Source organism: Mobiluncus curtisii subsp. curtisii ATCC 35241, assembly GCF_000146285.1.
GTDB classification, from domain to species: domain Bacteria; phylum Actinomycetota; class Actinomycetes; order Actinomycetales; family Actinomycetaceae; genus Mobiluncus; species Mobiluncus curtisii.
Map to the genome: position 1 here is coordinate 800,153 of NZ_GL385912.1, position 12,979 is coordinate 813,131.

Here is a 12,979-nt window from a genome sequence, read left to right on the forward strand (position 1 = left end):
GCCGCCAAAACTTGGGGGTGTCATGAAAAAAGATTATTCGCTGGCTTCTTCCGGCAGAGCGTAAGCGTCCACGTCGGCGGGCAACTCGACCGGTTCGCGCGTCTCTTCTTCCTCTTCCAGAGCCTGCAAGCCAGAGATGGCATCGGCGGCGCGAGACCCCAACAGACCACGCATTTCGTCGAGGTAGGCGGCCACAGATTCGCGCTGACGTTCCAGCTTTTCGACCGTGCGCTGCGCGGCGGCACGCTCGGCTTGGGCTTCGGCACGAGCCGCTTCGCGCAACTGCTGCGCTTCGACTTCCGCGGCCGAGATGGTCGCTTCGGCAGTGCGGCGGGCGTCCTCTTGACGGCGACGCACCACAGCATCGGTATCGGTCAGCAGGCGCTCGGCACGCTGCAACGTCTCACCGAGGTGCTTCTCAGCGTCAGCAACCTGAGCCTTCGCGGTGGCGACCATCGCGGAGGTTTCGGCACGAGCCTGTTCGTGAGCCTGTGCATCGGCTTCACGAGCGGCGGCACGAGCGGAGGCAATCTCAGTTTCGGTGTCTTGACGAGCCTGTTCGGACTCGGCGCGCAGACGCTCGGCTTCGGCACGAGCGTTAGAGATAATCTTGTCGGCTTCGGCGCGGGTTTCCGCGAGCAGCTTTTCTGCCATCTGCTGAGCCTGTTCACGCACCTGGGTGGCTTCAGCAGTAGCGGTCTCGCGCAGCTCTTGAATCTCCGTCGCGGCTTCGTTGCGCAGGGCGGTGGTTTCCTGTTCAGCCTTTACCCGAGCCTCGACGTAATCTTTTTCGGCCTGGGCGCGCTGCAACTCGGTTTCACGGTCAGCCGTGGCCCGCAGGTCGTTGACCTGGGTGTTCACCTCGGCGCGCAAGGAGGCGGCTTCACGTTCCGCCGCGGCGACCAGTTCATCAGCGCGGTGCTGGGCGTTGGTAAGCACGGTTTCCGCTTCGGTTTCTGCCTGGGTGGTGCGTTCCTCAGCTTCACGGCGAGCCTCAGCCAGCATCGAAGCCGCTTCGGCTTCGGCGCGCTGGGTCAGGCGCTGCGTGTTAGAGCGGGTCTTTTCCAACAGGGATTCCGCGTCAGCATTCGCCTTATTGATGACGGTAGTGGACTGTTCCTCAGCCGACCGCAGCAGTTGTTCGATGCGCTCACCCAGACCGGTATAGCTGGACTTGTCGCTTTCCTTTAGACGACGCTGAGCTTCACCCAAATCCCCAGCCAGGGTGGCGTTACGCGCGTCGAGGGTTTCGACCTCACGGCGAGCCTCAGCCAAAGCCGTCATTAAAGTTTGAATCTGCAGGTCAACCTGAACGCGGTCGTATCCGCGCATCACGATTGGAAAATCTGTCTGCTCTTCGGTCACTTGTGAGTCCTCCTAAAGACGTCAACCAACGGGCAAATTAACCTGCCCCGCCAAACTTAGTATAACGATACCCTAAGTCTATAACGAAACAACCCCTGATTAACTATTTACACGAACCTTTATGACATGGCTAAGTCGCTGTGCGTCGCCATTCTCGGTAAAGTTAAATGGTAGCCCGGTTTCAAATTTTTCGAGGAGACTCATGTCATCGAATCGCACTGCCCGTTATCTCAGCATTGCCCTGCTGTTTCTCTCGCTTTTGGTGGCTTTCGCCGGGATCTCTCGCCTGACTTTCCTGCGCCCCAGCGCGAATGTGGCGTTTCAGAGTGAACCGACTCGGGCAGCAGTCGTCCTGACGGGGAAAAATTTGCTGGAATCTACGGGAGATAAAGTCACGATTCGTGCCACCGGTCCCGCAAAACAAGAAGTCTTTTTAGGAATCGCCCTGACTGCCGACGCCCAGGCTTTCGCCAAGTCCGTCGACCACTTAGAACTCACCGATTTCAAAGCCGATAACCAACTGGCTTCCCGAAGCATTAAAGCGAAAAAAACTGATTCTGCTCCTGGCGAACAAACTTTGCCCGATGGCTTTCAACAATTAGCTACCCCCGCACAAAGCGACACCGCAGACCTAACATCCTTAGACATTTGGAAACAAAGCGCTCGCGGCACCGGGAAAGCCTCCCTGACCTGGCAGCTCAGCGATAACCGCTGGAGCGCGGTGGCTTTTTTGGTGAATCCTCCTGACAAACCAGACAAATCCGACAAATCTAGCAAAGCTGCCCACACCCCCAAAGCGGCAGGACCGCAGCTGGAGCTGAAGTGGAAACTGAAGCACGAACCCTCCAGTTTCTGGGGAATTCTGCTGGTCATTGTGGGAATTATCGGCGCGGGAGCCATCGGAACTTTCCTGACGCTGCTGGTGCTGTCCGAACGACGTTCGCGCGCCAAACGCTTAGATACTTTGGAAAAGGATCAGGCACGCCAGATTGCCAGTCAGGTCACTTCCGCGGTCACCGGCGACGCCCCCACAGATACCGGCGTGATTCCGGCAGTCCATCCCACCCGGCGTTCCCTGCGGATGGCGGAAGAAGCCGAAAATCGAACTCGGCGTGCCAAAAAAACGCGGCGTCGCGCGGAAAAAGAGGAACCGAAAGACGCCGAGACGGAGGACACTCATGAAGAATAAACTGACCGCCCTGCTGACCGCTGGTGCAACCGCGCTCGCCCTGACCGCTTGTTCCTACACCCCCACCCTGGTGACCTCCCCGAAAGCCGGCAATGAGCCGCCCGCCTTGGACCAGCAGCGCATCACAAAAATCACCACGGAGGCAAACGCCGCCGCCACCGCCGCAGACGGCGCAAAAGACCAACAGCAACTCACCAGCCGCTTCGTCAACCCGGCTCTGCGGATGCGCAACGGGGAATACATGATGACCAACGCGACCCGCGGCGCGAACCTGGGGTCACTCCCCCTGGCAAATCCCCAGGTCGCAGTGGTGCAGCAGGATTCAGACTGGCCGCGTTACGCCTTTACAGTTTCGCCCTCAGCGGAGGGACAGCCCCTGTACGTGTTCGGTCTGGTCCAATCCTCACCGCGCACTAACTACGCCGTGTGGGGCTACACAAAGCTGTTTCCCAAAGCGAGTTTCCCCGCGACATTCAAGCCTGAAGTCGGCTCGCCACGCCCCGCGGCGAAATCCAAAGATTTTGCGATGGCGCCCGGAACCTTGGCGCGGACTTACGCCGGCTACCTGAACGACCCCAACAGCACCAAAGACGTTTTTGACACCGAAAATGATTCTTTCGCGGCAACTTTCGCCAAACGACGCGCGGACTATGCCACTATCTCTCAGCAAAACCGCGGTTTGGAATTCAGCATGGCCGCCCGACCTGCCACCGACGGATTCATCTCGCTGGGCACCACGGACGGTGGAGCCCTGGTCATGGCAACTCTCAACTACGACTTGACCATGAAATCCCCACGGAAACTCCAGCTTTCTGCCCTAGCTCAGGCCTACACCGGAAAAACGACCGCTGCTTCGACCCTAACTGAGACGCACACGGTGGTGGCGCTGTTTAACCTGCCAAACAAAGCCAGCCAGAACCAGAAAGTTACGGTCTTGGGCGCCTCCGATGCCGTCACGGCGATGACCGCGGACTAAGGCGTCGCGCTAGCCTTTCAGGGTAGGTTCCCAAGCAGCCTTCACCAGGGCGTTCGTTCACAAGGGCGGTGCCGCGGGCGGGTGCGTTTGGGGACGGTTTACATGCACTGGGGATAGAGCGCCATCAAACGACGTGAGACGGCGCCAGGATTTTCAATCGGCACCAGGTGTGAAGTCTCGTGGACTTCGACGACTTCCGTGCGGGCAGCCTGTGCCGTCGCGGCGGCGCACTCCGGGGAAATGACCGGGTCTTCCTCGCCGCGCATGACCAAGACCGGCTTGTCAAAACTTTCCAACAGCGCAATCCGATCCGGACGGGCCGCCATCGCCCGCTGTGCCCAAGAAATTCCCTCGTTAGAGGCTTCCTCAGACCACTGCACTGCCTGGGAGATGACTTCGGGACGCGACCGGCGAGTCGAAGCGGTGAACTGAGATTCAATCTGGGGGGTCAGCAGGCTCGCGCGGTCCCCTGCCAGCATGGTGATGAGGTTTTCAAAACGATCGGCTTTTTCACTGACTGTATCCGCGTCTGCCCGCGTACCAATCAGACCCAGACCAGCCACCACGTCAGGGTGGCGCTCCAAAATTGCCAAAGCCACACAGCCCCCCAGCGAATTGCCCACCGGAATGATGCGCTCGATGCCGAACTTGCCCAAGTTTGCCACGATTTCATCCGCAAATACATCCAGCGAGGGGGTGTCCATCATCGGAGGAGTTTGACCAAATCCGGGCGCGTCCACCATCAGCAGCGGCACCCCACCCAAACGATCCGCAGTCGGCAGCCACATCTGGTGATCCATCGGGAAAGCGTGCAGCAGCACCACCGTCGGACCAATCGGTCCGGGGATAATGTCGCGGGCAATCATGTTCAACATGGTTTTATCTTAAAGGATTTCCTCTGATACCGGGTAAACCCGAATGGTTTTGCCCCACCTGCCAACTCCGCCAACAGCAACCCACCGGCACTCACCGGAGTCGCTCCCGCTGGCGACAGACAGGACACGGGGTCACATATTACTTTGAAACAACGCAAAAATGCGATAATCGGAACATGAGTGAACCTTTTGCAGTACGCGGACGCATCGTCACGCCGTCTTCCATAATTGTTGATGGAGCCGTCATCGTCGACGGGGAATCTATAGTGTGGATGGGAGAAGCGCCCCAGGCGCAAGCAGCAGGTTACGGTGCTGAGGTGGTGGCAGCGCCTTCCCCAACAGACGGACGCTACATATTGCCCGGACTGGTCGATACGCACTGCCACGGAGGTGGCGGCAGCGCCTTTCCTACTGCCACCACGGTCGAAGCCATGATGACTGCCGTGTGGGAACATCGGGTTCACGGCACCACCACCCTGGTTGGTTCACTCTCTACGGCCTCCCCGGAAGACCTGCGTCGCCAGGGACAGATGCTGGCAGACCTGTGTGACGCCGGGGAACTGGACGGAATCCACTTTGAAGGTCCGTTCCTCGCCTCGGGACGGCTGGGCGTGACCGGGATGTTGCCCGGAGACTCCCCCGCCGATGCCATTCCGGGGGAAGGGCTCACCGCCCAGGAACGCGAGGACCGGGCTCGTGCCGTCCTCGGTTCGCAAGATTTCGCGCAAGTACAGCCACCAAACCCCGCGCTGACCCGTGAGCTGATGATTACCACCCGCGGACACACGGTGTCGATGACGCTGGCACCCGAAGGCAAACGCGCCATCGGTTCCGGCTCAGTGGCAGAAGTTTTAATCGAAAATGGGGCGGTCCCCGCTTTTGGACACACGGTCGCCTCGGCTGAGTTTATCCGCGGGGCTGCGGCGTGGACCCGAGAAAAGCTGGGGCTGACTCCCGCGGAAAAACTGCGCTGTCCTCGCTACGTAGTCACGCACTTCTTTAATGGGATGCAGCCTTTCCATCATCGCCATCCCGGTCCGGTGTTGGAGCTGCTGGCAGATGCCGCCGGAGGGGGCTGCATTCTGGAGCTGATTGCGGACGGGCAACACGTCGATCCCAGCGCCGTACGCAATGTGTTTGAGCTGGTCGGACGCGATTCGGTGGTGTTTGTCAGCAACGCTACCGCCGACACCGGCATGCCCTTTAGCGAACCAGACTCCGCCGAGGGCGAGCCCAACCTGCACTTGGTAGACATCGTGCGCCGGGCGTGGAAAGGCGCGGGAATCCCGCTGACCGACGCGGTGTACTGTGCTTCCGTGCAGGGAGCCCGCATTTTGGGACAGACCAACATCGGTGAAATTACCCCTGGTAAACGCGCGGATTTGCTGGTCACGGACGAGAACCTCTATCCGCTGGCAGTGTATCGTCGCGGCGCACTGGTGGCTTCCGTACCAAAGAACTAATCGGATCAGCAGTGCCCAGTCAGCGAAAATCCAAACGTCGCGGTCAGCCCTATCGTCCCTTGGACATGCAGCGTCTCGCCAGTGTCCCCCGAGTCGTGACGCGTGCCGGGCAGGAATACCACGTCCAGCGTCTCAGTGGCAGTGCCGGTCAGAAGTCATACGTCTGCCCCGGTTGTGGGCACCCGGTCGACGCCACTAGTCCGCACATTGTGGCGTGGCCGCTGACCGCTCCTTTTGGGGTGGACACGGGTGTGGGGGCGCGCCGCCACTGGCACACTTACTGTTGGGGCTCCGGCACCACCGGGGGATATTGAAGCCCCCGTGGCGCCGACACTCCGGTCAGGCTCGTGCAATCACGTCGTCCTCTGGCACAAGTGGGGGGCGTCGCGAATTGCGGGAATCTTTCGGGGGGCGGCAGCATCAGAGGCAGGTTCCCCAAGGTTTAAAACAGCCGATTCTCGGCATCAAAATCCAAGCCGCGCATGTCATCGTAATCCAGCAAGACGCAGCGAATCCCCCGGTCTGTAGCCAGCGTACGCGCCTGAGGTTTAATCTCTTGGGCAGCAAAAATCCCGGTAATTCCCTCCAGGTCAGCCTGTCGCCCCAGCAAATCCAGGTAGCGAGTCAACTGTTCCACCCCATCAATTTCGCCGCGACGTTTCACCTCTACCGCCACCGGACGCCCTTGTGCATCACGAACCAGCAGGTCAACCGGACCAATAGGAGTCGGCCATTCCCGGCGCACCAAAGTCCAGCCCTCGCCCAACCGCACCGCGACCTGTTCTGCCAGCAGCTTTTGCAGATGCGCCTCGACCCCGTCCTTTTCCAGCCCCGGATCGACCCCCAAATCGCAGACGATGTCTTGATACACCGTCGAGATATTAATCAGCAGGGCGTCCGCGGATTTGGCTTGCACCCGCCACGTCTGCGGACCCTGCGGGGAATCGGGGTCTTCCAGCTCAATGTGCAGCTGGCAGGGTGGACTCATCCAATTCAGGGGCTTGTAAGAACCGCCGTCGCTGTGAATCAACACAGAACCGTCGGCTTTGACCATCAACAGGCGTTTCGCCGCTGCCAAATGCGCGTCCAAACGCCCCGAGTAATTGACTTCACAATCCGCTATGACCAGGCGCATACAGCAAGCCTAACCGAAGCGCGCGAACCAGGAAACTCAGTAAACCATCTGGGTGCGCGGCGGAGCAGATTCTTTCCAGCTAACCAAGCCGGAATAATCATGTTCATTCATCGCCAGCCAAAAATCGTCCGGCTCGGAAAATCCCTGACGCGGCGCGCGGCAATGCAAAATAGCCAGGGCAAAGTCTGACCCCGGCTCTGTGTCTATCGCTGCTTCTAAAATCTCAAAATCCGCGCGTTCCCAACGGCGATTTGAGCCCCAACGCAGGGAAATAACCCGATACCACTTCAGGAAATCCTCGGAATAATGGCACACCCCAGCCCGCCACGGATCACCGGCATGAGCCCGCCACGCCACATTAAAAGAGCCATTATTTTGAGCTTTAAAACGCAAGCGCGCCAGGAAATAAATCGCCAGCGCGCATATCAGGAACAGCATCAGGAGCAGTCCAGTCAGCATAAAACTGGTCGACATACCCATGAGCTCCTCCTCACATTAAGTGCCAAAACATCCAAACCTAATCAGGTCAATTTGCAAATGGCGGGCGTCTCGAAAGACGAACCCGCCACTGCCATCTCCGAGAAATCCCCGGAGAAAGCGAATAGCCTTATGGGACATCATATCCCAATCAGACTCATTCGTGTAAGTTGTGCATTATCCTGCCATTGCAGGGGTCGATTCCGCAGAGCTGTCAGCCAAGTTGCGTTCCAGCACCACGGTTACGGTGTCATTATCCACCGAGGCAAACCCAGCTTCGACCGGGAATTCATGCGAACCCGCTTTTCCGGTCGAGCCCGGTGCGTCCACGCGTACCTGACCTGCCCGCAGCACGACCAACAGCGGCTGGTGACCTGGCAAAACCCCCAGGTCACCGTCTGCGGCAGGCATGATGACCTGGGACGCTTCTCCCTGATACAGGGTGCGCGAGCGGTCTACCACCGCCACTTTCAGCGTGTCTGCCATGGTTTATCACATATCCTTTTGCAGTTTCGCCCAGGCCGCTTCGAGATCCTCGATGCCACCAATGTTAAAGAACGCCTGTTCCGGAATATGGTCATACTTGCCTTCGCAAATCCGCTTGAACGCCTCGATGGTCTCGCTCATCGGCACGGTCGAGCCGGGCACGCCGGTGAACTTTTCTGCCATGTAGGTGTTCTGGGACAAGAACTGCTCGATGCGTCGTGCGCGCGCCACAGTGACCTTGTCCTCTTCGGAGAGTTCGTCCACACCGAGGATAGCGATAATGTCTTGCAGTTCCTTGTTCTTTTGCAGAATCTGTTTGACCTGGGTCGCGACCTCGTAGTGTTCCTTGCCGACATAGCGCGGATCAAGGATACGCGAGGTCGACGCCAGCGGGTCCACCGCCGGGTACAGACCACGCGACGCGATGTCACGAGACAGGTTCGTGGTCGCGTCCAGGTGCGCGAACGTGGTCGCCGGGGCCGGGTCGGTGTAGTCGTCAGCCGGCACGTAGATGGCCTGCAGCGAGGTAATCGAGTGACCTCCCGCAGAGGTAATGCGCTCTTGGAGCTGACCCATTTCGTCTGCCAGGTTCGGCTGGTAGCCCACGGCGGAAGGCATCCGACCCAGCAGAGTAGATACCTCGGAACCGGCCTGGGTGAAACGGAAAATGTTGTCGATAAACAGCAGCACGTCCTGGTTTTGCACGTCACGGAAGTACTCCGCCATCGTCAAGCCAGACAGTGCCACGCGCAGACGCGTCCCCGGCGGCTCGTCCATCTGACCGAACACCATCGCGGTCTTGTCCAAGACGCCCGCGTCAGCCATCTCGTGAATCAAGTCGTTACCCTCACGAGTACGCTCGCCCACGCCGGCGAACACGGACACACCGCCGTGATCCTGAGCCACACGCTGAATCATCTCTTGAATCAACACGGTCTTGCCCACGCCAGCGCCACCGAACAGACCAATCTTGCCACCCTGCACGTATGGGGTCAGCAGGTCGATTACCTTAATGCCGGTCTCGAACATTTGAGTCTTGGACTCCAACTTGTCGAAAGCCGGAGGGGTGCGGTGGATGGACCAGCGATCCTTGACCTCCAGGGTTTCGCCTTCTTTCAGGTTCAAGCATTCGCCAATCACGTTAAAGACGTGCCCCTTGGTGATGTCGCCCACCGGCACCGAAATCGGAGCGCCGGTATCCACGACCTTGGCTCCACGCACCAAACCGTCAGTAGGCTTCAGGGCGATGGAGCGGACGATGTTATCGCCCAAGTGCTGAGCCACCTCCATCGTCATGGTCTGGGTCTGTCCAGCTTCGGTGCTGCCCATGCCCGTGTACTCCACAGTCAAAGCGTTGTACATCTCAGGCAGTTGATCCGGGGGGAACTCCACGTCCACGACCGGGCCAATAACCCGGGAGATACGACCGGTTCCTGGGGTTTTCTCACTCATTTTCGTTTCCTCTAATCGGCGTTTGGTAATCGGTTATTTCTTAGAATCTTGGAGCGCATCAGCACCGGACACAATTTCCGTAATCTCGGTGGTGATGTCGGCCTGACGGGCCTTGTTCATGTCCAAAGTCAAGGTGTTAATCAGGTTGGATGCGTTATCGGTCGCGGCGTGCATAGCGTTTTGACGGCTGGCAAGCTCAGCAGCAGCAGCGTGCAGCAAGGCGGTACGAATCCGCGATTCTACATACAGCGGCATGACCGTCTCGAGGACTTCCTCGGCGCTGGGCTCAAAGTCATACAGGGGCATGACGGATTTGTCGGTCCCCTCGCCCAACCCCATGCCATCAATCTGGATAGCTTCGTCGGGGTCGATGACCTTAATCGGCAGCATCTTGCGCACCTGAGGCACTTGGGAAACCATCGAACGGAACTTGGTGTACACCATGTACAGCTCGGACACGCCACCCGCCTCGGGCGACTTGAGGAACGCCGCCAGAAGCGTCTTGGCGATTTCCATCGTCCGTTCCTCCGTCGGCTTGTCCGAGTCCCCGGTCCATGCCCGGCGCACTTCCATGCCACGGAAGTTGAAGTAGGACAAGCCGCGGCGACCCGAGACATAGATCACCGGGTCTTTGCCTTCCTCACGCAAACGCTCCAACAGGCGCTCCGTCTCCCGCAGGATAGACGCGGAATAAGCCCCTGCCATGCCACGGTCGGAAGTGACCGCTAGAACTGCCACCCGATTGGTGTCGGTGCGTTCGGTAATCAGCGGATGATCGAGTTTGGCGTGGGCAGACACCGCCGCGACTGCTGCTGCGATAGCCGAGTCATAAGTGGTAATTGATTCCGCCCCGGCACGAGCCTTGCCGACACGGGAGGCGGCAATCATCTCCATAGCCCGGAAAATCTTTTGCAGAGTCTCAGTAGACCTGATTCTCTGCTTGAGAGCCCTTTGCGAACCTGACACTTTGCCCTTCCCTTACGTTCTGTTCGGTTACTTCGTTGCTAATCTAGTTGCTCCCGTAGGAACATCCCTATTAGCGCTTGGCAACTATCTGTTCCTCGGATTGCTCTGCCTCAGCATCGCCTGCAGCGGCATCCAAGTCCGCCTGGGGAACCAGGTCGTAAGACTTGCGGAAATCCTTGACGGCAGTTTCCAAACGCGCCACCAGTTCATCCGGCCACGCACCCTTTTCCCGAATTTCAGCCAGGATGGTGCCTTCGTTACGCAGGTAATCCAACCAGTCCTTTTCGAACTGAAGCACCTTGTCGGTAGCGATGTCGTCCAGGTAACCGTTGGTGCCCGCCCAGATAGAGCAGACCTGTTCCTCGACGGGATAAGGCGTGTACTGGGGCTGCTTGAGCAGCTCCATCAGCCGCTCACCGCGGGTCAGCTGCTTGCGAGTCGTGGCGTCCAAGTCAGAAGCCAGCATGGCGAAAGCCGCCATCGAACGGTACTGCGCCAAGGTCAGCTTCAAGGTACCAGCGACCTTTTTCATAGCCTTAATCTGGGCGTCGCCACCCACACGGGACACCGAGATACCTACGTCCACCGCTGGACGCTGGTTCGCGTTGAACAGGTCGGACTGGAGGAAAATCTGACCGTCGGTGATGGAAATCACGTTGGTCGGAATGTAAGCGGACACGTCGTTCGCCTTCGTTTCGATAATCGGCAGACCGGTCATCGAACCGCCACCCAACTCGTCGGACAGCTTCGCACAGCGTTCCAGCAAACGAGAGTGCAAGTAGAACACGTCACCGGGGTAAGCCTCGCGCCCCGGCGGACGGCGCAGCAACAGCGACACCGCACGGTAGGCCTCAGCTTGCTTGGACAGGTCATCAAACACAATCAACACGTGCTTGCCCTGGTACATCCAATGCTGACCGATAGCCGAACCGGTGTAGGGAGCCAGGTACTTGAAACCTGCCGCATCCGAAGCGGGAGATGCCACGATGGTGGTGTACTCCATCGCCCCAGCGTCTTCCAGCGCGCCCTTGACAGAAGCAATCGTGGAGCCTTTTTGACCGACCGCCACGTAGATGCAACGCACCTGCTTGTTGGGGTCGCCCGACTTCCAGTTATCGCGCTGGTTCAAAATCGTGTCGATGGCGATGGCGGTCTTGCCGGTCTGGCGGTCGCCAATAATCAACTCACGCTGCCCACGCCCAATCGGAATCATGGAGTCGATGGCTTTCAGACCGGTCTGGAGCGGCTCAAACACGGAACGGCGCATCATCACGCCGGGAGCCTGCAATTCCAGCGCACGGCGCTCACCCAAGTCCTTGATTTCACCCAGACCATCAATCGGGTTGCCCAGCGGGTCAACCACGCGACCCAGGTAACCATCACCCACCGGCACGGAGAGCACGTCACCCGTACGGTAGACTTCTTGACCTTCCTCAATCCCCGTGAAATCACCCAGGACGATAGCGCCAATCTCGCGTTCGTCCAGGTTCATTGCCAGACCCAGGGTGCCGTCTTGGAAGCGCAGCAGCTCGTTGGCCATAGTGCCGGGCAAGCCCTCGATGTGGGCAATGCCGTCAGCAGTTTCGGTCACGTAGCCGATTTCCTCCGCAGTTGCGGCAGATGGTTCATACGCATCCACAAACTTGTCCAGGGCGTTCTTAATGTCCTGGGGACTTATTGATAGCTCAGCCATCAGCATTCCTTCTGTTGTCGTTCCATAGGGCGTAGCCCTATCGGTCATATTTTCGTTTCGTTCTAGCTTGCCAGCTTGCGCCGGAACTGCTCGGCGCGAGACTTGACCGCGCCATCCATCACCGTGTCACCCTGCACAATCTTGATGCCACCCACCAGCTTCGGGTCTACCACTACGTTGACCTCGACCTGTTCGCCGGTACGAGTGGACAGCAACTGAATGAGCCGGGACTTTTGGGTGTCGCTCAACGGCGTAGCGGTGTAAACCGTCGCTATCCCCCGCTGCCGCAACCGCGCTGCCGAATCCAGCAAAGCCCGCAGGTCAGCAGTGAGCCGACCGGGAGCCGCTTTGGCAATCACCGCGTTTACCAGGCGTAATGCCAGAGGCTTGACCCCCTCACCGACCAGAGAGTTGAAAGTCTCCAGACGCTGATCCAGGGAAGCGCGATGATTGTCAGTCAAGAAGTTACGCAAATCACGGTTCTGGGATACCACCTGGCTCATCGCAAAGATGTCGCGTTCGACATCTTCAAGCTGACCATCATCCTGGGCAGTTTTCAGCAACACGTGGTTTGCCAGCAACCGGCAGGCCTCTTGCAAGTCAAGCTCGCTGGACCAGCGTCCAGCAGCGAGTGCCAGCACTCCTTCCAGAGCCGGGTCCGAAAGTTTCGAACCCAAGATGGTGCGAGCCAGTTCTTGCTTGTCAGCAGCGGTACGCGCCGGGTCAGACAGGTTACGTACCAGGCGGATATTGTTTTCCAGCAGTTCAGACAGGGCAAAGTATTCCTCGGCGACCGCGGGACCAGTCTTGGTCGTGGCTTTTCCCAAGGTCTTATCGACAGCCATGACCATAGCGGCCAAGGTCCTTACCGACGAGGCTCTCATTGACTTCCCTTACTTTCT

The 12,979-nt window shown here is 58.8% G+C and carries 13 protein-coding genes; 4 read left to right on the forward strand and 9 right to left on the reverse strand.

Features of this window, described 5'->3' with window-relative positions:
- Window positions 1-33: 33 nt before the first annotated feature.
- On the reverse strand, window positions 34-1,365 hold the full coding sequence (locus HMPREF0574_RS03575) for a DivIVA domain-containing protein (RefSeq protein WP_004007325.1): 1,332 nt from the start codon (window positions 1,363-1,365) through the stop codon (window positions 34-36).
- 202 nt (window positions 1,366-1,567) lie between these two features.
- On the opposite strand from HMPREF0574_RS03575, the gene HMPREF0574_RS03580 reads away from it, so the two are divergent.
- Both HMPREF0574_RS03580 and HMPREF0574_RS03585 read left to right on the forward strand, forming a co-directional pair.
- Complete coding sequence (locus HMPREF0574_RS03580; protein ID WP_004007326.1) at window positions 1,568-2,554, forward strand: hypothetical protein; 987 nt, start codon at window positions 1,568-1,570, stop codon at window positions 2,552-2,554.
- The gene (locus HMPREF0574_RS03585) at window positions 2,544-3,530 is read left to right on the forward strand and encodes a hypothetical protein (RefSeq protein WP_004007327.1); all 987 of its coding nucleotides are present in this window, start codon (window positions 2,544-2,546) and stop codon (window positions 3,528-3,530) included. Before HMPREF0574_RS03580 ends, HMPREF0574_RS03585 begins: the two co-directional genes overlap by 11 nt.
- A 98-nt stretch (window positions 3,531-3,628) precedes the next feature.
- Here HMPREF0574_RS03585 and HMPREF0574_RS03590 read toward each other — a convergent pair whose 3' ends face one another.
- Window positions 3,629-4,405 (reverse strand): alpha/beta fold hydrolase, encoded by a 777-nt coding sequence (locus tag HMPREF0574_RS03590; protein WP_004007328.1) that lies wholly within the window; start codon window positions 4,403-4,405, stop codon window positions 3,629-3,631.
- Between the two features lie 176 nt (window positions 4,406-4,581).
- Between HMPREF0574_RS03590 and HMPREF0574_RS03595 the strand changes: the two genes are divergently transcribed.
- Both HMPREF0574_RS03595 and HMPREF0574_RS09420 read left to right on the forward strand, forming a co-directional pair.
- Window positions 4,582-5,868 carry an N-acetylglucosamine-6-phosphate deacetylase gene (locus HMPREF0574_RS03595; RefSeq protein ID WP_004007329.1) on the forward strand — a complete coding sequence of 429 codons (1,287 nt, stop codon included), beginning with the start codon at window positions 4,582-4,584 and terminating at the stop codon, window positions 5,866-5,868.
- 11 nt (window positions 5,869-5,879) lie between these two features.
- A complete protein-coding gene (locus tag HMPREF0574_RS09420; protein ID WP_004007330.1) occupies window positions 5,880-6,182 on the forward strand; it encodes a hypothetical protein in 303 nt (100 codons plus the stop codon).
- Between the two features lie 128 nt (window positions 6,183-6,310).
- Here the strand turns inward: HMPREF0574_RS09420 and nucS are convergent, their stop codons facing one another.
- The 7 genes from nucS to HMPREF0574_RS03630 all read right to left on the reverse strand — a co-directional run bounded on the left by nucS (window position 6,311) and on the right by HMPREF0574_RS03630 (window position 12,961).
- Window positions 6,311-7,003, reverse strand: coding sequence for an endonuclease NucS (gene nucS, locus HMPREF0574_RS03600; protein ID WP_004007331.1), 693 nt, complete (start codon window positions 7,001-7,003; stop codon window positions 6,311-6,313).
- Between the two features lie 36 nt (window positions 7,004-7,039).
- Window positions 7,040-7,477 carry a DUF2550 domain-containing protein gene (locus HMPREF0574_RS03605; RefSeq protein WP_236585827.1) on the reverse strand — a complete coding sequence of 146 codons (438 nt, stop codon included), beginning with the start codon at window positions 7,475-7,477 and terminating at the stop codon, window positions 7,040-7,042.
- 180 nt (window positions 7,478-7,657) lie between these two features.
- Window positions 7,658-7,966 (reverse strand): F0F1 ATP synthase subunit epsilon, encoded by a 309-nt coding sequence (locus HMPREF0574_RS03610; protein WP_004007333.1) that lies wholly within the window; start codon window positions 7,964-7,966, stop codon window positions 7,658-7,660.
- Between the two features lie 6 nt (window positions 7,967-7,972).
- Window positions 7,973-9,418, reverse strand: coding sequence for a F0F1 ATP synthase subunit beta (atpD, locus tag HMPREF0574_RS03615; RefSeq protein ID WP_004007334.1), 1,446 nt, complete (start codon window positions 9,416-9,418; stop codon window positions 7,973-7,975).
- A gap of 33 nt (window positions 9,419-9,451) precedes the next feature.
- The gene (locus HMPREF0574_RS03620; protein WP_004007335.1) at window positions 9,452-10,384 is read right to left on the reverse strand and encodes a F0F1 ATP synthase subunit gamma; all 933 of its coding nucleotides are present in this window, start codon (window positions 10,382-10,384) and stop codon (window positions 9,452-9,454) included.
- A gap of 70 nt (window positions 10,385-10,454) precedes the next feature.
- The gene (atpA, locus tag HMPREF0574_RS03625; protein WP_036324882.1) at window positions 10,455-12,077 is read right to left on the reverse strand and encodes a F0F1 ATP synthase subunit alpha; all 1,623 of its coding nucleotides are present in this window, start codon (window positions 12,075-12,077) and stop codon (window positions 10,455-10,457) included.
- 62 nt (window positions 12,078-12,139) lie between these two features.
- Entirely contained in the window at window positions 12,140-12,961 is an 822-nt protein-coding gene (locus HMPREF0574_RS03630) for a F0F1 ATP synthase subunit delta (protein ID WP_115255766.1), read from the reverse strand.
- Between the last annotated feature and the right edge of the window lie 18 nt (window positions 12,962-12,979).